Source organism: Cohnella endophytica (genome assembly GCF_003628305.1).
Classification (GTDB): domain Bacteria; phylum Bacillota; class Bacilli; order Paenibacillales; family Paenibacillaceae; genus Cohnella; species Cohnella endophytica.
The window spans coordinates 434,415-458,080 of the sequence record NZ_RBZM01000006.1; the positions used below are offsets into that span (position 1 = coordinate 434,415).

At 51.9% G+C, this 23,666-nt stretch carries 19 protein-coding genes; 16 read left to right on the forward strand and 3 right to left on the reverse strand.

Going from position 1 to position 23,666, the window contains the following annotated elements; genetic code table 11:
• Positions 1-40 precede the first annotated feature (40 nt).
• The 3 genes from D7Z26_RS15680 (at position 41) to D7Z26_RS15690 (ending at position 6,026) form a co-directional block, all read left to right on the forward strand.
• Positions 41-2,989, forward strand: coding sequence for a glycoside hydrolase family 6 protein (locus D7Z26_RS15680; RefSeq protein WP_407643526.1), 2,949 nt, complete (start codon positions 41-43; stop codon positions 2,987-2,989).
• A gap of 104 nt (positions 2,990-3,093) precedes the next feature.
• Entirely contained in the window at positions 3,094-5,124 is a 2,031-nt protein-coding gene (locus D7Z26_RS15685) for a cellulase family glycosylhydrolase (RefSeq protein WP_120977911.1), read from the forward strand.
• Positions 5,125-5,285: 161 nt separating this feature from the next.
• A complete protein-coding gene (locus D7Z26_RS15690) occupies positions 5,286-6,026 on the forward strand; it encodes a helix-turn-helix transcriptional regulator (RefSeq protein ID WP_120977912.1) in 741 nt (246 codons plus the stop codon).
• A gap of 71 nt (positions 6,027-6,097) precedes the next feature.
• Here D7Z26_RS15690 and D7Z26_RS15695 read toward each other — a convergent pair whose 3' ends face one another.
• Complete coding sequence (locus D7Z26_RS15695) at positions 6,098-7,213, reverse strand: MGDG synthase family glycosyltransferase (protein WP_120977913.1); 1,116 nt, start codon at positions 7,211-7,213, stop codon at positions 6,098-6,100.
• Positions 7,214-7,316: 103 nt separating this feature from the next.
• Here D7Z26_RS15695 and kapB point away from each other — a divergent pair, with 103 nt between their 5' ends.
• Positions 7,317-7,697 (forward strand): sporulation phosphorelay system protein KapB, encoded by a 381-nt coding sequence (gene kapB, locus D7Z26_RS15700; protein ID WP_120977914.1) that lies wholly within the window; start codon positions 7,317-7,319, stop codon positions 7,695-7,697.
• A 197-nt stretch (positions 7,698-7,894) separates the two neighbouring features.
• Positions 7,895-10,138: an Ig-like domain-containing protein gene (locus D7Z26_RS15705; protein WP_120977915.1), complete on the forward strand. Its 2,244-nt coding sequence runs from the start codon at positions 7,895-7,897 to the stop codon at positions 10,136-10,138.
• A 72-nt stretch (positions 10,139-10,210) separates the two neighbouring features.
• On the opposite strand, the gene D7Z26_RS15710 is transcribed toward D7Z26_RS15705, so the two are convergent.
• The gene (locus D7Z26_RS15710) at positions 10,211-11,485 is read right to left on the reverse strand and encodes a stalk domain-containing protein (RefSeq protein ID WP_120977916.1); all 1,275 of its coding nucleotides are present in this window, start codon (positions 11,483-11,485) and stop codon (positions 10,211-10,213) included.
• A gap of 299 nt (positions 11,486-11,784) precedes the next feature.
• Between D7Z26_RS15710 and gltB the strand changes: the two genes are divergently transcribed.
• The 6 genes from gltB (at position 11,785) to D7Z26_RS27310 (ending at position 18,714) form a co-directional block, all read left to right on the forward strand.
• A complete protein-coding gene (gene gltB, locus D7Z26_RS15715) occupies positions 11,785-16,389 on the forward strand; it encodes a glutamate synthase large subunit (protein WP_120977917.1) in 4,605 nt (1,534 codons plus the stop codon).
• A gap of 200 nt (positions 16,390-16,589) precedes the next feature.
• Complete coding sequence (locus D7Z26_RS15720; protein ID WP_120977918.1) at positions 16,590-17,243, forward strand: hypothetical protein; 654 nt, start codon at positions 16,590-16,592, stop codon at positions 17,241-17,243.
• A complete protein-coding gene (locus tag D7Z26_RS15725) occupies positions 17,240-17,773 on the forward strand; it encodes an accessory gene regulator ArgB-like protein (RefSeq protein WP_120977919.1) in 534 nt (177 codons plus the stop codon). Before D7Z26_RS15720 ends, D7Z26_RS15725 begins: the two co-directional genes overlap by 4 nt.
• The gene (locus D7Z26_RS15730; RefSeq protein WP_120977920.1) at positions 17,763-17,891 is read left to right on the forward strand and encodes a cyclic lactone autoinducer peptide; all 129 of its coding nucleotides are present in this window, start codon (positions 17,763-17,765) and stop codon (positions 17,889-17,891) included. The genes D7Z26_RS15725 and D7Z26_RS15730 overlap by 11 nt, the downstream gene beginning before the upstream one ends.
• Before the next feature lie 96 nt (positions 17,892-17,987).
• The gene (locus D7Z26_RS15735; RefSeq protein ID WP_120977921.1) at positions 17,988-18,353 is read left to right on the forward strand and encodes a LytTR family transcriptional regulator DNA-binding domain-containing protein; all 366 of its coding nucleotides are present in this window, start codon (positions 17,988-17,990) and stop codon (positions 18,351-18,353) included.
• Positions 18,354-18,576: 223 nt separating this feature from the next.
• Complete coding sequence (locus D7Z26_RS27310; RefSeq protein ID WP_158602338.1) at positions 18,577-18,714, forward strand: hypothetical protein; 138 nt, start codon at positions 18,577-18,579, stop codon at positions 18,712-18,714.
• Between the two features lie 97 nt (positions 18,715-18,811).
• Here the strand turns inward: D7Z26_RS27310 and D7Z26_RS15740 are convergent, their stop codons facing one another.
• On the reverse strand, positions 18,812-19,186 hold the full coding sequence (locus tag D7Z26_RS15740; RefSeq protein WP_120977922.1) for a helix-turn-helix domain-containing protein: 375 nt from the start codon (positions 19,184-19,186) through the stop codon (positions 18,812-18,814).
• A 239-nt stretch (positions 19,187-19,425) separates the two neighbouring features.
• On the opposite strand from D7Z26_RS15740, the gene D7Z26_RS15745 reads away from it, so the two are divergent.
• From D7Z26_RS15745 to D7Z26_RS15760, 5 genes are all read left to right on the forward strand, one after another.
• A complete protein-coding gene (locus tag D7Z26_RS15745; protein WP_120977923.1) occupies positions 19,426-19,884 on the forward strand; it encodes a PilZ domain-containing protein in 459 nt (152 codons plus the stop codon).
• A 112-nt stretch (positions 19,885-19,996) separates the two neighbouring features.
• A complete protein-coding gene (locus tag D7Z26_RS15750) occupies positions 19,997-20,983 on the forward strand; it encodes an LCP family glycopolymer transferase (RefSeq protein ID WP_147423867.1) in 987 nt (328 codons plus the stop codon).
• 113 nt (positions 20,984-21,096) lie between these two features.
• Positions 21,097-21,240, forward strand: coding sequence for a hypothetical protein (locus D7Z26_RS27315; RefSeq protein WP_158602339.1), 144 nt, complete (start codon positions 21,097-21,099; stop codon positions 21,238-21,240).
• Between the two features lie 79 nt (positions 21,241-21,319).
• The gene (locus tag D7Z26_RS15755) at positions 21,320-22,243 is read left to right on the forward strand and encodes an ABC transporter ATP-binding protein (RefSeq protein WP_120977925.1); all 924 of its coding nucleotides are present in this window, start codon (positions 21,320-21,322) and stop codon (positions 22,241-22,243) included.
• Complete coding sequence (locus D7Z26_RS15760; RefSeq protein WP_233566949.1) at positions 22,227-23,033, forward strand: ABC transporter permease; 807 nt, start codon at positions 22,227-22,229, stop codon at positions 23,031-23,033. Before D7Z26_RS15755 ends, D7Z26_RS15760 begins: the two co-directional genes overlap by 17 nt.
• Positions 23,034-23,666 lie beyond the last annotated feature (633 nt).

Consider the following 23,666-nt stretch of genomic DNA (forward strand, 5'->3'; position numbering starts at 1 on the left):
CTGAGTACAAATGGCAACGGCTTTAACGAAACGTTCCACGATGCTTTTGGTCATTCTCGCGCTAGTGTTGAGCAGTTTCATATCTGTAGGGATTAAGAGCGCTTCTGCCGAATCGCATGTCGACAATCCGTTCGCGGGAGCGACGGCCTACGTGAATCCCGACTATGCGGCGTTAATCGATACGTCGATCGCACAAGTCAGCGACAGCAACCTGATCGCGAAAATGCAGACGGTCAAAACTTATCCGACGGCCGTCTGGCTTGACCGCATCGTGGCCATTGCCGGCGGCGCCGCCAACGGAGGCCGCAAGAGCCTGGCGCAGACCCTCGACGCCGTGCTCGCGCAGAAGCAAGGAAACACGCCGATTACGGTAACGTTCGTTATTTATGATTTGCCGGGTCGCGACTGTCACGCTTTGGCGTCGAATGGAGAGCTGCCGTTGACGGCGGCGGGTTTGCAAACTTACAAAACCCAGTACATCGACCCGATCGCCGCGGTGTTCGCCGATACGAAATACCAGAACATTCGGATTGTCACGGTTATCGAGCCGGACTCCCTGCCTAACCTCGTGACGAACTTGAGCGACCAACGTTGCGCTCAAGCGAATTCCACGAACATTTACCGGGATGCAACCCGTTATGCGCTCGATAAATTGCACGCGATTCCGAATGTCTACACCTATATGGACATCGGCCACTCCGGATGGCTCGGTTGGGATTCCAACCGTCAACCAACTATCGATCTGTTCACCACTGTCGTGGGTGGAACCTCGGCAGGACTCGCAAGCGTAGACGGTTTTATCAGCGACACGGCTAACACTACGCCGCTGGAGGAACCGAACTTGCCGAATCCGGATCTGACGATTAACGGGGCTCAACTAAAGTCGGCGAAATATTACGAATGGAACCCGTACTTCGACGAAGCGGACTTCACGGCGGCATTGTATAGCGGGTTCGTTGCGAAAGGCTGGCCGGCCAGCATCGGATTCCTCGTTGATACCTCTCGCAACGGCTGGGGCGGCCCGAACCGGCCGACTGGCGCGAGCGGCACGACCGTCGACGCCTATGCGGATTCGGGCCGTATCGATAAACGCCTCCACCGCGGAAATTGGTGTAATCCAAGCGGAGCGGGCATGGGCCAACCGCCTCAAGCTTCGCCGGCTGGTTATGCGGCATCGCATCTTGATGCGTTCGTATGGGTGAAGCCGCCAGGCGAGTCGGATGGGGCCAGCTCGGAAATCGCGAACGACGAGGGCAAAGGCTTCGACAGAATGTGCGACCCGACCTACACGAATGCAAACGGCACGTTGACGGGCGCTTTACCGAACGCTCCGGTATCGGGCCACTGGTTCCATAGCCAGTTCGTCCAACTCGTGCAGAATGCCTACCCGGTTATCCCTGGAGGCACGGTGACTGTACCCGCGGCTCCGACGGGCTTAACGGCAACGGCAGGCAACGCGCAAGTCGCGCTAAGCTGGACGGCGTCGAGCGGTGCGACGAGCTACACGGTCAAACGCGCGACGACAAGCGGCGGGCCGTACACGAACGTAGCGACGGGCGTCACGGCAACGAGCTATACGAATACGGGACTGACGAACGGTACGACGTATTATTATGTGGTCAGCGCGTCGAACAGCGCGGGCGCAAGCGCCAATTCTACCCAAGCGAGCGCGACGCCGACCGCAGGGGTAACGATACCTGCAGCCCCGACGGGCTTAACCGCAACGGCGGGCAACGCACAAGTGGCACTAAGCTGGACGGCGTCGAGCGGCGCGACGAGCTATACGGTCAAACGCGCGACGACAAGCGGCGGGCCGTACACGAACGTGGCGACAGGCGTCACGGCAACGAGCTATACGAATACGGGACTGACGAACGGCACGACGTATTATTACGTGGTCAGCGCGTCGAATAGCGCGGGCGAAAGCGCCAATTCCACGCAAGCGAGCGCGACTCCAAGCACAGGCGTAACGATACCCGCGGCTCCGACGGGCTTAACCGCAACGGCGGGCAACGCGCAAGTCGCGCTAAGCTGGACGGCGTCGAGCGGCGCGACCAGCTACACGGTCAAACGCGCAACGACGAGCGGAGGACCGTACACGAACGTGGCGACGGGCGTCACGGCAACGAGCTATACGAATACGGGACTGACGAACGGCACGACGTATTATTACGTGGTCAGCGCGTCGAATAGCGCGGGCGAAAGCACCAATTCCACGCAAGCGAGCGCGACGCCAAGCACAGGGGTAACAATACCCGCAGCTCCGACGGGCTTAACCGCAACGGCGGGCAATGCGCAAGCCGCGCTAAGCTGGACGGCGTCGAGCGGCGCTACCAGCTACACGGTCAAACGCGCGACGACGAGCGGAGGACCGTACACGAACGTGGCGGCGGGCGTCACGGCAACGAGCTATACGAACACGGGGCTGACGAACGGCACGACGTATTATTACGTGGTCAGCGCGTCGAATAGCGCGGGGGAAAGCGCCAATTCCACGCAAGCAAGTGCGACGCCAAGCGCAGGTAGCGGCACGAGCAGTCTTGTCGTACAGTACAAAGCAGGTAATACCAATGCGACTGATAACCAACTCGGACCGCATTTCAACATCAAGAACACCGGCACGACCGCGGTTAGTCTGAGCAACGTAAAGCTGCGCTACTATTTTACGAAAGACACGAACTCCAGCTTGAATTTCTACTGCGACTATGCGCAAGTCGGAACGAGCAACATTAGCGGCGCGTTCGTAACGATTAGCCCGGCGAAAACCGGCGCGGACACGTATTTGGAAATTTCGTTTAACGCCGCGGCAGGATCGATCGCGGCGGGCGGGCAAAGCGGCGACATTCAAGTCCGCGTCGCCAAAACCGACTGGTCGAACTTTAACGAGAACGATGACTATTCCTTCGACGGCACGAAAGCGGCTTACGTGGATTGGAACAAAGCAACGCTCTTCTTGAACGGCACGCTTGCATGGGGTATCGAGCCTTAAAACGATCTAATAGGAGGGTTGATCGTTCCGATCGTTCCTGACCGTTCAGGACCGGGAGCGATCAACCCGCTTTTAGCTTTTAAGCCAAGGGGAGGAAAACCGATATGTCTATCGAGCGCAATAAACGCTTCTATGCGACCTTGTTGATTCTGGCATTGGCCGTTGCCCTGCTGTTTCCGCTCGGCACGGGCAACAGTTACGCCGCAGGTCCCGTCGTTCCCGCATACGGACAAATCAAAGTCGTCGGCAACCAACTGGTCAGCCAAGCCGGAACGCCGATTCAATTAAAAGGCATGAGTTCCCATGGACTCCAGTATTACGGGAATTACGTGAATAAAAACAGCATTCAATGGCTTAGGGACGATTGGGATGCGTCTTTGTTCCGGGTAGCGATGTATACGGCGGAAAACGGATATATCAGCAATCCTTCCTTGAAGGACAAAGTGAAGGAAGCCGTACAAGCGGCCATCGACCTTGGCATATACGTCATTATTGACTGGCATATTTTATCGGATGGGGATCCGAACACCTATAAAACGCAGGCAAAAGCGTTTTTTCAAGAGATGGCCACGCTATACGGCTCTTATCCTAACGTCATCTACGAAATATGCAACGAGCCGAACGGCGTGAGCTGGAGCGGCCAAATCAAACCTTACGCTCAGGAAATCATTCCGGCCATCCGGGCGATCGATCCCGACAACATCATCATCGTCGGCACCGGCAATTGGAGCCAAGACGTGGACCAGGCCGCGGATAGCCCCCTGTCTTACAGCAACGTTATGTATTCCGTTCACTTCTATGCGGGAACGCACGGCCAATCGCTGCGCGATAAAGTAACGTATGCGCGCAATAAAGGCATCGCCATTTTCGCGACGGAGTGGGGAACGAGCAGCGCTTCGGGGGATGGCGGACCCTACCCGACGCAATCGACGGAATGGCTGAATTTCCTAGACAGCAACAAAATCAGTTGGGCCAACTGGTCGTTGTCCACTAAAGCCGAATCTTCGGCGGCGCTGCTCCCAAGCGCGAGCGTAAACGGCGGATGGACGTCTGCCCAATTAACGACGTCCGGGCAATATGTCCGTTCCAAAATGCTGGCGGGAAGCGGTACTCCGGTTCCGGCGGCGCCGACGAGCCTAACGGCAACGGCGGGCAACGCGCAAGTCGCCTTGAGCTGGACGGCGTCGAGCGGCGCGACGAGCTACACGGTCAAACGCGCGACGACGAGCGGCGGACCGTACACGAACGTGGCGACTGGCGTAACGGCAACAAGCTATACGAATACGGGACTGACGAACGGCACGACGTATTATTACGTCGTCAGCGCGTCGAACAGCGCGGGCGAAAGCGTGAACTCCACGCAAGCTAGCGCGACGCCGAGCGCAGGAGTAACGATACCCGCAGCTCCGACGGGCTTAACCGCAACGGGGGGCAACGCGCAAGTCGCCTTGAGCTGGACGGCGTCGAGCGGCGCGACGAGCTACACGGTCAAACGCGCGACGACGAGCGGCGGTCCGTACACGAACGTGGCGACGGGCGTGACGACGACAAGTTATACGAATACGGGACTGACGAACGGCACGACGTATTATTACGTCGTCAGTGCTTCGAACAGCGCGGGTCAAAGCGCCAACTCCGCGCAATCGAGCGCGACGCCGAGCGCGGGCGGCGGCACCGGCACGGGCAGCCTTGTCGTGCAATACAAAGCCAACAACACGAACGCGACCGATAACCAGATCGGACCGCACTTCAATATCAAGAACACCGGCACGACCGCCGTCAGCTTAAGCAACTTAAAGCTGCGATACTACTTCACGAAGGACGGCACCCAAGCGCTGAATTACTACGTCGACTGGGCGCAGGCAGGCAGCGGCAACGTTAGCGCGATTTTCGCGAGCACTTCGGGAACAGGCGCGGACACCTATATGGAAGTCTCGTTTACGACCGCGGCCGGTTCGATCGCGGCAGGCGGACAAAGCGGCGAGATTCAAATGAGGATCGCGAAAGCAGATTGGTCCAACTTCAATGAAGTCGGGGACTACTCGTTCGATCCTACGAAGACGGCCTTTGCCGACTGGAGCAAAGTGACGCTTTACCAGAACGGCACCCTCGTTTGGGGAACGGAGCCGTCATAATCGCGAGCCGAGGTTGATGAAGTCACATTAGTGTTAGGCAGGTCATCGGAGTAGCTAGATGAAGCGAATCCTTTTATTGTATAATTGTTATATAAATCGGAAATGAGGGGTGAGGAGTCGCGGGGCTTGGGGTGAAACGGCCGCTTCGAAGGGGTGAACGGATGGATAATGGGAAAACGGAATACAGCAGTTGGATATTGCCTATTCGGATTTCGGTAAGAAGATGGAGTATTCCATTACCCGAACATGAACGCAATTTGTTGGAGTATGCATTATGCAATGCGACCGATGAATTAATCAGGCATCCTTTGTCGGGAGCCACTGTGCGCATTAGGCACGGTGCGGCTGTTTTTCTGTTCGGATTACCCGCGCAAAATCAGATTTTATCCGGAGTGGAGCATCGTTGCAGGCAACTGCGTAAATTCGCCAAAGCATCTCTGTATGCCGATGTCGATATCGATATCGGAGAGACCGTACCCATGAAGGAGTTGGCGCTGGATAATCGGAATGAACCGGAAAACAAACAGCCGCAGTCGAACGATTTCGGGCGATTGCTGCACATGCGGCAAGATCGACATTCGGACGACGCGATTATTCGGCAAGTTTTCGACTACATCGAAGAGAATTTGTTGGACCAGCTGTCCCGCGAGAAAATCGCGGATTTCGTACATTTCCATCCCGCTTATTTGTCCCGATTTTTCCGTAAAAAAACCGGATTATCGCTATCCGAGTACATCGTTCAGCAACGAATCGAACGCGCCAAGGTAATGCTGACGCAATCGGAGTTGCGAATCGGCCACATCATGAACAACCTCGGTTACGACAACTTGTCCCATTTTACCCGAACGTTCAAGAAAATGACGGGCTATACGCCTCTGCAATACCGTAAAATCATCCGCTGAATGAAACAAGCATCACCTTCCACGCCAGTGGTCGGGGATGCTTGTTTGTTGTTCGGCAATACGAGTCTTGCTTAATCCATTAAAGCCAATACGGCTTCCGAGCACTTGGCGGGATGGTATTCGGCGTTGCGAAGAGCGAGCAGAGCGTCGCGATGCTGGTCGGCGGCGTACGGCTCTTGAATTAGCCGGAACCAACGGTCGATCGTCTCCGTGTTCGTCATTAGCTCGCCGAAGCCGTGAGTGACGAAGTACTCGGCGTTCTCTTCTTCTTGACCCGGGATCGGCTCGTAGAAGAGCATCGGAATGCCTTTGGCCATACCTTCCGTGCAGGTCATGCCGCCCGGCTTCGTAACGAGCAGATCGGACACGTCCATCAGCTTGCTGATTTCCTTCGTGTATCCGATTACGTGCACGTTGGGGTGCTGGAAGCGCGGATCGGAGAGCAGCTTCTCCCGGGCTTTCTCGTTATTGCCCATGCATAGGATAAGTTGGACCTTCTCTGCATATCCTGCCATATATTCGACGAGCTCTTCGCCGTAGAGAAGTCCCCAACCGCCGCCCATAACGAGAACGGTCGGCATGTCTTTTAATTGGAATTGCGAGAGAGCTTCCGCCCGATCGTGCGGGTGCCAGAAATTCGGATGCACGGGAATTCCGGTCACTTCTATGGAAGTAGGAGGTACGCCTCGCGCGATCAATTTGTTCCGAACCGCAGGGGTGCTGACCAAATAAGTATTGACCTCGGGGTTCGTCCAAGTCGCGTGAGCGTCGTAATCCGTTATAAGCGTATACAAAGGGACATCCAGGCCTAACCTTTTTAACCGGCTGACGACGGCGTTAGGAATCGGATGCGTGCAGACGATGGAGTCCGGCTTCAACTGACGGACGACGTCGGATACTTGATTGTAGAACAGTCGGTGCAACGCGAATTGCGTAACTCGGTTTAAAGATTTATGATAGCCGCTGCGGTACATCTTACCGACCAGCTTGGGCTGTTTGCTCACGGTCTTGCGATAAGCGGACAAAATCAGCGGGCCGATGATGGGATTCAGGAAGGTGCCCAGTTCGATGACGCGCGTCTGAATTCGCGGCGAAAGCTGGCGCAGCCCGACTGCGAGCGCATATGCGGCTTGCGTATGTCCGGTACCGAAACCTTCGGAAAGCAGCAGAACTCGTTTTTTACGCATAAGAAATAATCCTCCACTTTACCTACTTCCATATTACGCTGAAGCGGGTTCAGTAACAAGTGGTACAATGATAAGAAACAAGCTTAAGGGGGAATTCTTTACAATGGACCAAACCGGCGAAACGTCGCAAATTGTGAAAATAAGCTATAAAACGGGGAATTATGTCGGAGAAGCGATCGATCGCGACGAGCGCAGAGTTCTCGTGAAAGTGTTGGCCGTCCTTCAACACCCGACGCAGGGAGACTTGCATAGCTCCTACGAACCGGACGTAGCTCTCTTCCATGAGAGAAAGGCATTATCCTATACCGAGAAAGTATGGGTGCCGGCTCAGACCGCGCAGCCTTATACTGGCGCGATTCCGGATTATAGGGACTCTCTGCGTACGGCGCTCGGCATCGAGATGGAGCGAATCGACCGCATGAAACGTTGGGCAGAGCTGTGCTTGGAGAAGCTGGAAATCGTACGACAAGACTACGGAATGTGAACCGCCACTAAAGTCCCGTTTTTTCGTCATCGATATGTCGAATGAAGCCGTCCCTGTAGTCAACTTGACCTAGGGGTGGCTTTTTTGCGCGTGAAATTCGGGAAATTCCGTTTTCCATCTTCAGGAATCGGTCGAGATAGCCGTTATAAAGGTAGAGTACCGCAATGAATACATGCCTATGGAGGAACTGCTTAACAATGAAAATGTGGAGCACAACAGCTAGACATCAGACCCTGTCGTCCCGTCCCAGCAACATGTTTCATCGCGTTCTGGCGATGTTCCTAATCATCGGAATGATCGGGGGCTCGTTCGGCGGAGTCGTATCCGCGGCGGATGAGATCGTGACCGAGGTTTACCTTACGCCCGACCAGCAGAGCGGAAAATTATACGTAGATGATAATTCGATCATCTTGAATGCTTACGCCCAAATAGACAAAGTTAACGCTGCCAGGAATGTCACGGAGGATGCGACCTGGTCCTCGACGTCCACTTCCGTCAAGGTCGTCAAAGGCGTTATTACGGCGTCCGGAGCCGTGTCGTCGGCTACGATTACGGCTAAATACAAAGACAAGTCGGACACTTTTATCGTGACCTCGGAATATTACTACGATGACGTGAAGCTAAAGACGTCTTCCGGAGTTGATGCTCCCGACAAACAGGATATTACTTTAGGTAAGGTATTGAATCTGTCGGCAAGAGGCGTCAAGGGGAGCACGGTGAACGACGATATTACGTCGAACGCGCAATGGACTACCTCGAACTCGGCGGTAGCGACGGTGAGCGAAGGAAAAGTTACGTTGCTTACCGCGGGCACGGTTACGATTACGGTTAAATACAAAGGCAAATCAAGCAACATTGTTCTTACCGTCACGACTCCTTATTCGACGATCGATATTATGGATAGCGTCTCCGGTAAAGTAATAGATGGTCCGATCGACCTGTACGTTGACGCCGTACGTACGCTTAAGGCTCAAGCGAACTTGAAAGCCGGCGGTACGGAAGCCATTACCGAAAGCGAAATTTGGACGAGCAGCAACGCCAAGGTCGCCAAGATAGACGAGAACGGCAAGATGACCGCAGTCGGAGCGGGTACGGCCGTCATCACCGCAAAGCGTTACGGGATTTCGGCTTCCGTTACCGTTATCGTCAGAACGGAATTCGAAGCGCTGAAGGTGACTCCAGATAAGCCGGTATATTTTACTTTGAATAGCTCGGGAGTCGACTTAACCGCTGTTGCTTTAAGCGGATTAGAAGATCCGAAGGACGTATCTTTGTTAGCGGAGTGGAAGATTTCGGATGCGGATCAAGCCGTTGCGGTCATCGAAAAATCCAGCTCCAAAGTCAACGTTGTTCCTAAAGGCGCTGGCTCCGCATCGATCTCCGTTAGCTACAAGGGATTGACGAAGACGATTTCCGTGACCGTCTTCCCTACGATTACTACGGTCGAGTTTGCCAAGGATTCGCTCGACGTATTCGTGGAAGATACGGCCGCTCTTCCGGCCGTAACCGGAAAGACGTTGGCCGGCGATTCCAAAGATATTAGCAAATTAGTGAAATGGACTTCGGATAATACGAAAGCCGTCACCGTCGAAGACGGGAAATGGAAGGCGGTAGCGGTCGGGAAGGCAACTTTGACGGCGGAGGTCGACAACGTCAAGAGTACGATCGTAGTCGAGGTTCACAATAAAATTCTGGCATTAGTCGCTTCTTCGGATAATATTAGCGTCGTTATCGGCAAAGAAGTCACTTTGCCGACGGTGACATTACTATACGAGAACGGGCTGGAAGAACCGATCACCGATAAAGTCGCGTGGAAGTCCTCTACGGCTAACTTATTGGTAAAGGAAAAAACGATGCGAGGATTGCTCTCGGCTACGGCTACTTTGACCGGGACGTATCTCGGCAAGACGGTTAAGGTTAAAGTGACGGTGGAAGAAGAGTATGTGTCCTTCGAAATCGCGCCGACAAAGATCAGCCTTACTCTAAATAAGTCCCAAACGATTAAAGTAACGGGAACGACGAAGAGCGGCAAAAAGGTTTCGTTAGGCTCCCGGATCGATTGGGAAGCTTCCACTCCGGAGCACATGACCATTAAAGGCGCTTCCGCTAAGGCGCTGGTCGAGGGAAGCGGTAAACTGACGGCTACGATTCAAGGAAAATCGTTGGAGCTCCCATACGTCATTACGGCTAAACTTTCGAAGCTCACGGCTTCCGTAACATCGGTAAGCTCGGCAATCGGCGAACAAACGAGCATTAGCCTTACATCCCTCTATGAGAACGGCAAGAGCCTCAGCGCCACGACTCAAGCGGTATGGACGACCTCTAAAGCGACGGTAGCGACCGTCGACGACGGCAGGATCACGGCTAAAGGCAAAGGAACGGCGACGATCAAGGCGGCGTTCGGCGGCAAGACGGTCACGATTCGCGTCACCGTGAAGTAAATTACCCAATTGGAAAAGGCTCCTTCGATCGATGATCGAAGGAGCCTTTTTTTGGCTTTCTTGGGTATGCTATTAGGAATTAATGAATGCGGCGAGCAGATTTTTGCGGAAGACGACTTGATAATCCAACCCGGCGCTGATGACGGCGAGCGGTACGTAGGTTTTCTGGGTTTTGCCCACCTGCTGGAAGTAAGCAGGCGTTGTCAGCGGTTGAGTAGTTCCGTTCACGACGATGGATTTGGCGCCGACTTGAATGACGACTTCTTTACCGTCCTTGGAGAACACCGCCGTCTTGGTTTTCTGGATCCATTGCACCTTGGCGCCTACTGCTTCCGCGACGTCCGTTAGGGCAAGGAACGTTGTATTGTTTTTAACCGTAGGCTTGTTGCTAGGCTCCTTGCCGTTAATGACGATGGAAAGAGGTACGTTGGTTTCTCTAGGAGCAAGCTTGCGGTAGTCCTTCCAAACCGTATCCGCGAATGCTTTAGCGATGACCTCGTAACCGGCTTGGGTAGGATGGGTGTCGAATTCCTCCATTAAATTGAAGTGCGTATACGAGCTTTGCTTGCCTTCGAACAAAGCGGACACGTGCACGATCTTCACCGGTATTCCTTTGTTATTTTCCGTCGTTGCGAAGGTATCCAAGGAGGTGGACAAGGTTTGGGCGACCAGCCACAGATCCTTATACAATTCATGTGTTTTCATTAGCGGAAGGTACTGATCAGCCAGCACGATCTGCGCTTCGGGAGCGAGTTTGTGCAACTGACTCATCACTTTATCTAAATCTTCTGTATATTTATTCATTGTTTCGGCGGAAGTGTCCTGTATAATTTTACGTGCAGACTCCGTAGGCTGGTCTTTCGCAGCTTTGATGATCCCGCCGAAATCGTTGGCGCCGATCGTCATGACGACGAGATTCGCCTGTGCGAGATCGCTCGATAGTTGCCTGGTTTGCTTCGCTACGGTGTCCGCTTGTTGTGCGACATCCGGGAGGAAAGACGAGAAATCCTGCAAATCGGCCGATTGTAACGGTTTGCCATCCGCCGCCCCTTGCAGCAAGTTCGTTAGGCCTGACGTAGTTAAGCCCATGATGCCGTAATTCGCGAGCTCGGAACGTCCGTGGAACAGCGCTTGATCGTACAAGCGGTCAACGTAACCGTAAGGAACGGATTTTAGATCCATTTTCGGTTCATAACCGACGGTAATGGAGTCGCCTAGAGCGACGATCCGATAAGGTTGACCGGAGGCTGTTGCGTCGTTACCGGCAGCCGCCGCCGCGGATAACCCGCTTACTGCCAGGACAGCAGATAGTACAACCATTATCGGTTTGCGAATGTTGATTTTCACTGAATAAATCCTCCCCAGCTTCAATTCAATATGGTAATAAAAATCAGTCGGCACATAGCAACGGTTATCGACATAATAAAAAAGATTAAATTGCTATCGTTCTTTCGGCGGTGGTAAAATAATTTTTAATAAATTAGCAGAATAATTATGAATTGTCGCCGCGATTACCCACGATTACGTTCAAATCCCCCGTTGTTCCCGTCGGTTTCCTCCATAAACTCTATTCTAGGTCATATGGAATGGGATTTGAAGCCGTATTTGCTTAATTTCCTAAACTGCGTATAGAAAGGTTGATATACATGATAGAGATGCGTAAAGGTCTACCCGTCAAACAGGGGATGTATGACCCGCAGTTCGAGAAAGACGCATGCGGCATGGGGTTTGTCGCGCATATCAAAGGACGGAAATCGCACGAGATCGTCGAACAAGCGCTAACTTTGCTTTTCAATATGGAGCACCGGGGCGGCCAAGGCAGCGAACCGAGCACCGGCGACGGAGCCGGAATTCTATTGCAAATTCCGCATCGCTTTTTCTCGGCCGAGACGGCCAAGCTCGGCTTCGAGCTACCGGAAGTCGGCCAATATGCCGTAGCGATGGTGTTCTTGCCGCAAGAGGAATCCGCACGCCGCAATCACGAAGCGATCTTCGAAGGCATTATCGCCGAAGAAGGCCAATCCATGTTGGGCTGGCGCACGGTTCCGACGAACGATGAATCACTGGGCCAATCCTCGAAGAAGGTAAAGCCATTCGTACGTCAAGCGTTCATCGCACGCTCGGCCGCGTTGGCAAGCGACATGGCGTTCGAGCGCAAGCTGTACGTCATCCGCAAGCGCGCGGAGCAGGCGATTCGCTATTCCGGCATCGAAGGCGCGGACATGTTCTACTTCCCAAGCCTGTCGAGCAAGAAAATCGTCTACAAAGGAATGTTGACCACCGAGCAAGTCGGACTGTTCTATCCCGAGCTGCGCGATCCTACTCTCGATACGGCGATGGCGCTCGTTCACTCCCGTTTCAGTACGAACACGTTCCCGAGCTGGGAGAGAGCTCATCCGTTCAACTACTTGATCCACAACGGCGAGATCAATACGTTGCAAGGTAACGTAAATTGGATGCGCGCCCGCCAAACGTTGTTCCAATCCGAGTTGTTCGGAGACGACCTGAAGAAAGTAAAACCCGTTATCGCTCCGGATGGCTCCGACACGGCGATGTTCGATAATACCTTCGAATTTATGTATTTGTCCGGCCGTTCGATGGCACACGCCGCGATGATGATGGTTCCGGAACCGTGGCAGAACGACGAGCACATGGACGAAGAGAAAAGGGCTTTCTACGAATACCATGCTTGTTTGATGGAGCCATGGGACGGCCCTGCGGCGGTCGGCTTCACGGACGGCGTGCAAATCGGCGCGATCCTTGACCGCAATGGATTACGTCCGGCTCGTTATTACGTGACGAAGGACGATCTGATCGTACTTGCATCCGAAGCGGGAGTCGTGGATTTGCCAGAAGAGGATATTATTCTCAAGGACCGTCTGCGTCCGGGACGCATTCTGCTCGTAGATACGAAGGAAGGACGCATCATCTCCGACGAGGAAGTGAAGCGTTCGATCGTAACGGAGCACCCTTACCGCGAATGGTTGAACGACCATCTCGTCGATCTGGAAGACCTTCCGGAAGCCGCCGAACTGCCAGAGCCGGATCACGACACGGTCCAGCTTCGCCAGCAAGCGTTCGGCTACACGTTCGAGGATATTCGCAAAGTAATGGAGCCTATGGCCCTTACCGGCGTAGAGCCGCTCGCGTCCATGGGGTACGATTCCCCGTTGGCAGTGCTCTCGGAGAAGCCTCAGCGTTTGTTTAACTACTTCAAGCAATTGTTCGCGCAAGTAACGAATCCGCCGATCGACGCGATCCGGGAGGAAATCGTTACTTCGACTTATACGACGGTCGGTCCCGAGCGCAACCTGCTCAATCCGGAACCGGAAAGCTGCCGTCAGATTCGGCTCTATACGCCGATTCTATCTAATGAAGAATTCGCGAAGCTGCGGCACGTTCATCGTCCTGGCTTCAAATCCATCACTTTGCCGATTTTCTTCGAAGCGAAGGAAGGGGAAGCCGGCCTTCGTAGCGCGCTTCAGTTGCTGTGCGACGCCGCGGATCGCTTGATTTCCAAAGGACACAACATTCTGATCCTGTCTGATCGAGGCGTGGATGCCGATAATGCGGCTATTCCTTCCTTGTTGGCGGTATCTACGTTGCACCACCACTTGATCCGTCAAGGCACGCGGACGAAGGTCAGCATTCTGCTCGAGTCCGGAGAACCGCGCGAAGTTCACCATTTCGCGTTGCTGCTTGGTTACGGAGTAAGCGCGGTGAACCCGTACTTGGCGTTCGAGACGCTTGACGATCTGATTCGCCAAGGCATGATCCGCAACGTCTCGCATGAGAAAGCGGTCAAGAACTTCATCAAAGCCGCGACCAAAGGCGTCGTGAAAGTATTGTCCAAGATGGGAATTTCCACGATTCAATCGTACCGCGGAGCGCAAATCTTCGAAGCGGTCGGTTTAAATTCGGAAGTTATCGGACAATATTTCACGGGCACGGCATCGCGCATTCAAGGCGTCGGCTTCGACGTCATCACGCAAGAGACGCTTGTCGCCCACGAGCGCGCCTTCTCCAAACAAGAGGGAGCGGAGCGCGAACTGGATTCCGGCGGAGATTACCAATGGCGTAAAGGCGGCGAGGATCATCTGTTTAATCCGCAGACGATCCATACGCTTCAGATTGCGACCCGCACGGGCAATTACGACACGTACAAAAAATATTCGGCGCTCGTTCAAGGCGAATACGAAGAAGTTCGCACGTTGCGTTCGTTGTTGAAATTCAACTTCGATCAGCCTCCCGTACCGATTGAAGAAGTCGAATCGATCGAATCGATCTTTAAGCGGTTCAAAACCGGTGCCATGTCGTTCGGATCGATCAGCAAGGAAGCGCACGAATCGCTCGCGATCGCGATGAACCGCATCGGCGGGAAGTCGAACTCCGGAGAAGGCGGCGAAGATTCCGCGCGTTACATTCCGGATAACAACGGCGATTCTCGCCGCAGCGCGATCAAGCAAGTCGCTTCGGGCCGTTTCGGCGTAACGAGCTATTATTTGTCCAACGCGGAAGAAATTCAGATCAAGATGGCACAAGGCGCCAAGCCGGGCGAAGGCGGCCAGCTCATGGGACGGAAGGTGTATCCATGGGTAGCCGAAGTTCGGGGAACGACTCCGGGCGTAGGCCTGATTTCGCCGCCGCCGCATCACGATATTTACTCGATCGAAGACTTGGCCGAGCTCATTCACGACTTGAAGAACGCGAACCCACGCGCTCGCATTAACGTGAAGCTCGTATCCGAAGTCGGCGTAGGCACGATAGCGGCCGGCGTTGCCAAAGGGCGCGCGGACGTTATCCTCGTCAGCGGTTATGATGGAGGTACGGGCGCTTCTCCGATCGGCTCGATCCGACATGCGGGCTTGCCGTGGGAGCTCGGACTTGCCGAGACTCATCAAACGCTTATCTTGAACAACTTGCGCGACCGCGTCGTCGTGGAAACAGACGGCAAAATGATGACGGGCCGCGATATCGCGATCGCGACTTTGCTCGGAGCGGAAGAATTCGGCTTCTCGACGGCGCCGCTCGTCGTTCTCGGTTGCATCATGATGCGCGTCTGCCAGTTGGATACGTGCCCGGTCGGCGTCGCTACGCAAAATCCGGAGCTTCGCAAGAAGTTCATGGGCGATCCGGAGCATGCCGTTAACTTCATGAAATTCGTGGCGCAAGAATACCGCGAGATCATGGCGCAACTCGGCTTCCGTACCGTCGAAGAGATGGTCGGACGCGTGGATCGATTGGATACGAAAATGGCGATCGGACACTACAAGACGCAAGGGATCGATCTGACGCCGCTCTTGCATATGCCGGAATTGCCGGAAGGCTCTTACCGTCACAATGCCAAAGGCCAGCACCATCTGCTCGAGGAGTCGCTCGACATGACGACGTTGCTCGACGCCGCGGCTCCGGCATTGAACGACAAGCGGTCCGTAACCGGAACGTTCCCGATCAAGAACACGAACCGCGTCGTCGGAACGATCGTCGGCTCGGAAGTGACGAAACGTTACGGCAAGGACGGCTTGCCGGAAGACACGATCAAGTTCCATTTCGTCGGAACGGCCGGACAAAGCTTCGGCGCGTTCATGCCGAAAGGGATGACGCTGACGCTTGAAGGCGACTCGAACGACTATGTGGGCAAAGGATTGTCCGGAGGTAAAATCGCGGTCTATCCGTCCTCGAAATCTTCTTTCGTAGCGGAAGACAACGTCATTATCGGCAATACGGCCTTGTATGGCGCGACAAGCGGTGAAGCTTATATTCGCGGCGCGGCGGGCGAACGCTTCGCGGTTCGTAATAGCGGCGTGAGCGTCGTCGTAGAGGGAGTGGGAGACCACGGCTGCGAATACATGACGGGAGGACGCGTCGTCGTACTCGGCAAAACCGGACGTAATTTCGCGGCGGGAATGTCCGGCGGTATCGCCTACGTGATCGACTGGGACGGCCAATTCGTCAATCGCTGCAACTTCGAGATGGTGGGGCTGGAGGCGTTGGAAGACGAAGCGGAAACTGCCCAAGTACGGGCGATGATCGCCAAACACGTGGAATATACGGACAGCGATCTCGGTCGGCGCGTACTGGAGGACTGGCCGAACGTGACGGGGAAATTCGTAAAAGTCATCCCGAAAGACTACAAAAGGATGATGGAGCAGATCGCCAAAGTTCAAGCCCAAGGCTTGAGCGGGGAACAAGCCTTGCTTGCTGCGTTCGAAGCGAACATGAGAGATTTGTCCCGCGTCGGCGGTAACTAATACGGATACGGAATGCAGGCGAACGGAAGCCGGCCGCAACGAATATCGTTGCGGCCGGTTTTTTGCGTTATGTCGCGGATGAGCGAGAAATCCCATATTCGAGTAACATTAACTTCATTTTATATCAATCTATTAAAATTCTTTCAAAATGGTAAATTAAGGTGTAAAATGAAAGCGACTACATCTTTGGAGGCAGAAGCATGGAGAGAATATTGGTAGATTTCGGCGTGAATATATTCGAGACCATTGCGGGAATAAGTCTTATTTTAGCCATTTATCGGTTTCCCGTAATGACCTATATTCCCCAAATCTTGTTCGCGGCCGTCGTCATGGCGCAAACCTCTTATCTCCTGCGGGAAGTGCTGAATCAGGAATCAATTACTCCATTGTTCATGATCGCTTGGATATTCGTCTTTTTGTGGCTCATGTTCAGAGTGCACTACTTCTATGCGTTTCTTATGGCGATAACCGGTTTTCTGGGTTATATCCTTATCGAAGTATCGATCGTCTACTTGACCCGATTTCTCAACTACCGTATCGATGTTTTGACCGATTTCTATGCCGTCAAAATCATTCAGCTCATTTCGTCGACGATCACTTTGCTTATCTGCATAACGCTGTTGAAGAAAAGGATCGGATTTTCGTTCGTTCCGGACCGAATGCGTGAAAAGGTCGATTTTCACGGAACGAATAGGCTTTTGTTGTATGTATTGATCATCGGGAGCTTGTTGGCTTCCGCGATCGTTTTCATCTATGAAAGAGGGACGACTTCCTTGCTGCTGGCTTTTGCCTCGGCCGCGTTCGCGCTCTACGCCATCTTCTATTTCGCGCTCATGAAGGAGAGAAGCTTATGATCGAAGCGCTATCCCATAAAATTAGCGATTACGTGTACAGACACAATGAACGCGGCCACGTTAGCCGGGAAGTGATGCAATTCGCGATCAATTCGATATTGTCGAATTCGATCACGTTTACCTTGTCGTTGTTGATCGGGCTTATAGACGGCGCATTCTGGGGAACCGCGATGTCCCTCGTGGCGATCGCGCTCATGCGCAACCTGACGGGAGGTTATCATTTCAAGTCGACGACCGCATGCATTGTCGTTTCAACCGCGGCGGTCACCGTCATTCCGTTTATCCCCGTAAGCGATGTTGCAATGTACGCAATGAACGCCGTTGCCTTGGGGTTCGTCATAGCGTTTGCGCCATCCAATCTGCGTGGCGTCACCCGGCTAAGCGAACGGCAGCTGCAAAGAATGAAGTGGGTCGGAGCCATCCTCATTGCGGCTAATTTCTTTTATCAATCCGATATCCTATCGTTAGCTTTCTTTGTTCAATCGATTTCTCTCATTTCAGGGAAGCGAGGTGAAAATGATGACGCGTAAAAAAATCGCTGGATTGCTGGCGACGATGTTAGGAGCCTCCGCAATCGTATTCGTTACGACTGCATGCTGGGTCTTCGGCAACCGCCCAGAAGTGCCTCAAGAATTGCTAAAGCGTTAATGCTATGATCGCATGGGCTGCCGGATGAATGTCATGCAGCCCACGCGTTTAACGCGCAAGGAAGAGGAACAGGTAAATGGACATGGAGTGGAATGAATGAAACAACCCGTCACAAGGGATCGGAACAACGAAAGTGAGATCATCATGATGGATATGTCGGAAGTATTATATATCCAAACAGAAGATGGAGCAGTCGTCTTTCACACTTCCAACGGCAGGGTGTATCCTCTCGTTCCGTCTCTCAGCATGTATGCCAAACATACCGAATCGATGGGCTTCCGGAAACTTGATCGGACGAACCTAGTAAATATGAAGAAGCTTAAAGCGTTCGACGAGAAGCGAGGGTTGGTCTACTTCGACGAGGCGGCTCATACGGAAAGGCCGAGCGCTATCGTGGCTTTCATGAACATGGGAAAGCTTAAAGAGATGATTAAATTCTGGATCGATCGTAATGTCAAATAAACCAATCCCATAAGGAAGGATCGGTTTATTCGTTTTCTATAGATTGGTTTGTAATGGAACCTATGACGATTTCAAATCATTCGTGCAAAACATGCGTTGTTCGACAAAACTTCTTACTAAAAAATACCAATTGGACTCCATCGCTCGACACCCTCCGCAAGACCTATGCCCTATACTAATTTTAGTGTCATAACTGGGGAATAGAGAGGGTTTGGGAGCGGAAATGGATAAGGAAATACCGATGGGAACGAACGCAAGCGAGCAACCGTTGGCAATTGACATCCGCAAGATCCTCGAACAATTAGGTATCCAGAAAGACAAATGGCCGGAAGAATACCTGTACCCGGTGCAGCAATCTTAGTAGCCAATTCCTACATAAGAATACAGACAATAAGGAAAACCTCGACAGTGTCGCGATGCATACGCATCGCTACCGCGAGGTTTTATTTGTTGTATGCTTATAGACTGTTCATATTCCGCTCGGCACGGACGAAAGCAATGAATCTTCGGGCTTCTTCGGTAGTAAGCTTGCGTCCATCGATCGTAAGGGCGTAATTATCTAAAAGCTGATCGTCCGATAGCTCCAGCTCGTCCGAAAATTGGCGAACTTCGGGATCTAAGGTGACGGTGGAGTGAGCGGTTCTTCCGACCAAATAATCTATTGAAACTTGGAATAAGTCGGCTACTTTTCCCAAAGTCTCGGTATCGGGCTCTCTGCGATTTTTCTCGTAGTGGGATAAAGCCGCGCGTGAGATACCTAATGAAGTAGCTAGTTCTTCTTGAGTCAAGCCGCGTTGGTCCCGTAGAAAAGCGAGACGACTGCCGATATTCATTAGATCCCTCCAAGGATGGTCTTTGATCTCATCATAATATGGATACAGAACAATTGCATTATTTGCGACAAAATGTCGCAAATAATATTTCATATTTTATCATACCCATTACGAATGCCCTATAAACATGAATCCATCAAGGAAATAAACGATCCTCTTGACTTGATACAATTTGTATCGTAAAGTTATTTCGTGTAAATAGTTACGATATGTATCAAAAAATGAGGCTCGGTGATCACATGGAAGAGGAGAAGGAAGACAATAGGCGAGAGAGCGTTCGCTTCGGTTTCAATGTCCCTTTATTCGCCGAGTTATCGCTACGTAGCGTTAACGGGAGCGAGGTGGGAAGCCGTTCCCAGCGAGTGATGCTTAACAATGTAGGAATGGGCGGATGCTGTTTCGTAACCTTCCTACAATTACCCGTTCGCGAGGACGTCGAATGGTTCCTTAAAATGCGGTTGGGGAATTATTCTTTAAGCTTGCGGGGGATCATCGTATATCGGAATGAAGTGGAAGGTTATCAGAGCTACGGAGCAAAGTGGGTTCTTACCGGATTGGAACGTCAAGCGCTCCAATATCGGTTAAACGAGTACGTTCGTAACGTATTGGTGTCGAGTCCGCATATTCATACGCTTTATAAGAAGCTCTCCGCTCGAAACGACGATAGCGAATTTCGTCATTTAGACGTGTCATCTTAAGCGAAAAGGGGTAGCCCCAGTGAAACGCTCTCTAGTCATCAAAATTACGGTTTATTCCTTGTTGTCGCTTATAGTTATAGGATTATTAACCGGAGGATACATATGGTACTCCATGAACAAAACAATGGATGCGATGTACGAGCCGCTTCCATCCGTTAAATGGGTCGATCCGGTGTTCGAGAGGGAGCTCGGGGCGCAATCGGAAGATTCGGCCATTGCATCGCCCGGACCGGACTCATCGGCCGTCGACTCATCGCTTGTAGTGCCGGTAGCGACAACTGCAGGAGGCACGAACGATTCGCAAGCGCTTTCCCTGCTTAACGAGAAAGACGTGGAGAGGCTTCGGCATCCGAGCTTATCCGACGAGGATCCCTTTACGATTCTGCTTCTTGGGGTGGATGAGAGAGCCGGAGATCGTGGACGAAGCGATACGATGATTCTATTAACGTTACAGCCGAAGACACAATCCGCGGTGGCGATCTCGATACCTCGGGATACTCGAGTATTAATGCCGAATTCCGGTAAATACGACAAAATCAATCATGCGTATGCCTTTGGAGGTACTTCGCTTTCCGTGGAAGCGGTAGAGCATCTATTCGGTATTCCGATAGCGTATTATATGAAAACGAATATGGAAGGTTTGGTCGGCATCGTGGATACTCTCGGCGGAGTAGACGTGAACAATGAACGGGCGTTCAATTACGAGGGTTTGACTTTCCCGTTAGGCGAGCAGCATTTGGGCGGTAATGAAGCACTCGCCTATAGCCGTATGCGCAAAGAAGATCCTCACGGCGACTTCGGAAGAACGCAAAGGCAAAGACAGATTTTGTCCGACGCGGTCGATCGGGTGACCCGCATTTCTTCCATTACCAAGCTGCCGCGCTTGTTGTCCCAGTTGTCCGATTACGTAAGAACGAATTTAACTTCGCAGAATATGATCGATCTGGCGCTCAATTACCGACCTGCTATCAAGAACGTCGAAACCTTAAATTTGCAGGGGCAAGGGAAAATGATTAACGGAATTTATTACTATGCGGTGACGCCGGAAGCCCGGCAAGCGATTCAGAAAGAAATGGTTAACCATCTGAATGCGACTTAATCCCGCAGAAACTGACATCATTTACTTGACAAAGCCGACGTTGTGTCCTATTTTGTATATATGATACAAAATGTATTATTAAGAAACGAAATGTATATAAATGGAGGATCGTCATGGAGCATTCCGTTTTATTTTATTGCGTCAAGTGTAACCAACTGAAAACGGTGGAGCAAGCGGGCATCGTATTTCGAACGGGTTATTATCGCGTCCATTATCCGTTGGGATATTGCGTTCATTGCGAGCACCATACCAGATAAAATTTATATAAATGTTCGGAATTGGTAGCTGGAATTGGTATAATTGTCCTGTACGTAATCTAATATCGGAGGTTAGCTCATGTCACAAGCACCCGTCGTTCGCTTGCAGAACGTGACTAAAGTCATCGGCAAACGAACGATTATCGACCGCGTGTCCTTCGAGGTACAACCGGGCGAGGTATTCGGTTTTCTTGGTCCGAACGGATCGGGTAAGACGACGACGATTCGGATGATCGTCGGGTTAATGGGGATGACGGCAGGCGATATTCATGTTGGAAATCACAGCGTTCGCACGGAATTCCCCCTTGCGATCGAACAAGTAGGCGCGATCGTAGAAAACCCGGAAATGTATAAGTTTCTGACCGGATATCAGAATTTGCTGCATTATGCGCGCATGAATCCTTCCATTACCAAAGAACGGATTCAAGAAGTGGTCAAGCTTGTAGGTTTAGAAGGTCGGATACATGATAAGGTCAAGAAATATTCCCTCGGAATGCGCCAACGGTTAGGCGTGGCTCAGGCGGTCATGCACCGTCCGAAGCTGCTCGTGCTCGACGAGCCGACTAACGGCTTGGATCCGGCGGGGATTCGCGAGCTGAGGGATTATTTGCGCAGACTTGCTCAGGATGAAGGCACGGCTGTACTGGTATCGTCCCACTTGCTGTCCGAGATGGAATTGATGTGCGACAGGGTGGCCATTTTGCAGAAGGGCCAGATTATCGATATTCGCTCGATCAGAGGTCAGGAAGGCGACGTTGCGGCGACATCCGAAGAAGTATTATTCGACGTTGACCATCCGGATGCCGCTCTTGGCATTCTGGAAGGACAAGGCACCGGAAAAATTGTCGACGGGACATTATCCTTGTCCTTAGACCGCGCGGGCATAGCGGCCGTCAATCGTCGTTTGGTCGAAGCAGGCATTAACGTGTACGGCATTCGCGTGAAGATCAAATCGCTCGAAGATCAATTCCTCGAGATGACGGGGAGTGATAAAATTGGGTAAATTCATGAAACTCGTCCAGAACGAGAATATGAAAATATACCGCCGCATCCGGACCTGGATCATGCTCGGTTTCATTATCGGGTTGCCGATCTTGATCTCGGTAGGCAAGTTGCTGACTAGCGATTCGAATACAACATCCAGTTGGGGCATGATGCATATCGAATCGGTATTCTCATTCATACTCATTATTATTTTCACTGTAGTCATCGCCTCGGAGACCGTGGCAGGAGAGTTTACCTGGGGGACGATCAAGCTCTTGCTCATTCGTCCTTGGAGCCGATCCGCGATTTTATTGTCCAAGTACATCTCGACGATGCTGTTCGCTCTGTTTCTTACCGTTATCGCATTCGCTGTTACTTACTTGATCAATTTTGCATTATTCGGGAGTTCTCAGGCAGGTGAGATTCTGGGCGGCTTTGGCGGACTTTCGAACGGGGAGTTCATGCTGAAGTTTTACTTGTTCCAATTCATTAGCTTGATCATCATCGTGACTTTCGGATTTATGATGTCGTCCGCTTTCCGAAGCAGCGGTTTGGCGATAGGTCTATCGATTTCGTTGCTCTTCGCAGGGTCAATCGTAACCGGGATCCTAGCCTCTTCCGATAAGAAGTGGGTCGAATATGTGCTGTTCATGCATTTAGACCTAACGACTTACATCAACAATCCGAAAGGTTCCATTTCGAATCATCCGATGTCTCTTGGATTTTCGTTAGCCGTGCTGGCGGGATACTTTATCCTATTTAACGCCATCTCCTGGACGGTGTTCAAGAAGCGGGACGTGGCGGCCTAAGAACTTGCGATCATACGCAATAAAATGAAAACTCAGCCTGAATTCTAGGCTGAGTTTTTTTATTTTAAATCCTAAAATTCCATTACCGATTCATGAAATATTAACAATACAATTTGTATCCTTATACTCCGCATTGACGAAGGAAATGAGCATTTAATCAGTTGAAAAGCCGCAATGAAATCAGGTTTTATCGAGAGTGCGGGGTTTTTGCACAACCGTTAACTATATTGTAATAAAAAACCACATGTGATACAATCTGTATCATAATAACGAAAAGAGATACGGAATGAACTTTAAAAGAAGCCTATTGACTATATACGAAATGTATCATAATATTGATTTTGTTACAATCTGTATACAAAAGGTAATGCCTACTACACCTTTATCATTGTAGGTACTCGAGCATACTGTGGGCTGTTGACAGCCTTAGACGATCATCGTCGGTGGTGTGTTGTGAGGGGGGGTTGAATGCCCCGGTTAGATTATTTTCAAATGAGTACGGTACGGAAAACATCATGCGGGCAATAATCGACAAAATTAAAGCTCTTCTTGCATGTAGACCGACGGACAGCTATTAAGGGGTCGAAAAACAATACGGACTCGTGTCGAATCATTAAATGCGGAAGCAACCAA

Excerpts from the sequence above, each read along its gene's own strand:
- D7Z26_RS15680 (WP_407643526.1), top strand. The coding sequence starts at position 41 with ATGCTTTTGGTCATTCTCGCGCTAGTGTTGAGCAGTTTCATATCTGTA.
- D7Z26_RS15685 (WP_120977911.1), top strand. The coding sequence starts at position 3,094 with ATGTCTATCGAGCGCAATAAACGCTTCTATGCGACCTTGTTGATTCTG.
- D7Z26_RS15690 (WP_120977912.1), top strand. The coding sequence starts at position 5,286 with ATGGATAATGGGAAAACGGAATACAGCAGTTGGATATTGCCTATTCGG.
- D7Z26_RS15695 (WP_120977913.1), bottom strand. The coding sequence starts at position 7,213 with ATGCGTAAAAAACGAGTTCTGCTGCTTTCCGAAGGTTTCGGTACCGGA.
- kapB (WP_120977914.1), top strand. The coding sequence starts at position 7,317 with ATGGACCAAACCGGCGAAACGTCGCAAATTGTGAAAATAAGCTATAAA.
- D7Z26_RS15705 (WP_120977915.1), top strand. The coding sequence starts at position 7,895 with ATGAAAATGTGGAGCACAACAGCTAGACATCAGACCCTGTCGTCCCGT.
- gltB (WP_120977917.1), top strand. The coding sequence starts at position 11,785 with ATGATAGAGATGCGTAAAGGTCTACCCGTCAAACAGGGGATGTATGAC.
- D7Z26_RS15720 (WP_120977918.1), top strand. The coding sequence starts at position 16,590 with ATGGAGAGAATATTGGTAGATTTCGGCGTGAATATATTCGAGACCATT.
- D7Z26_RS15725 (WP_120977919.1), top strand. The coding sequence starts at position 17,240 with ATGATCGAAGCGCTATCCCATAAAATTAGCGATTACGTGTACAGACAC.
- D7Z26_RS15730 (WP_120977920.1), top strand. The coding sequence starts at position 17,763 with ATGACGCGTAAAAAAATCGCTGGATTGCTGGCGACGATGTTAGGAGCC.
- D7Z26_RS15735 (WP_120977921.1), top strand. The coding sequence starts at position 17,988 with ATGAAACAACCCGTCACAAGGGATCGGAACAACGAAAGTGAGATCATC.
- D7Z26_RS27310 (WP_158602338.1), top strand. The coding sequence starts at position 18,577 with ATGGATAAGGAAATACCGATGGGAACGAACGCAAGCGAGCAACCGTTG.
- D7Z26_RS15740 (WP_120977922.1), bottom strand. The coding sequence starts at position 19,186 with ATGAATATCGGCAGTCGTCTCGCTTTTCTACGGGACCAACGCGGCTTG.
- D7Z26_RS15745 (WP_120977923.1), top strand. The coding sequence starts at position 19,426 with ATGGAAGAGGAGAAGGAAGACAATAGGCGAGAGAGCGTTCGCTTCGGT.
- D7Z26_RS15750 (WP_147423867.1), top strand. The coding sequence starts at position 19,997 with ATGAACAAAACAATGGATGCGATGTACGAGCCGCTTCCATCCGTTAAA.
- D7Z26_RS27315 (WP_158602339.1), top strand. The coding sequence starts at position 21,097 with ATGGAGCATTCCGTTTTATTTTATTGCGTCAAGTGTAACCAACTGAAA.
- D7Z26_RS15755 (WP_120977925.1), top strand. The coding sequence starts at position 21,320 with ATGTCACAAGCACCCGTCGTTCGCTTGCAGAACGTGACTAAAGTCATC.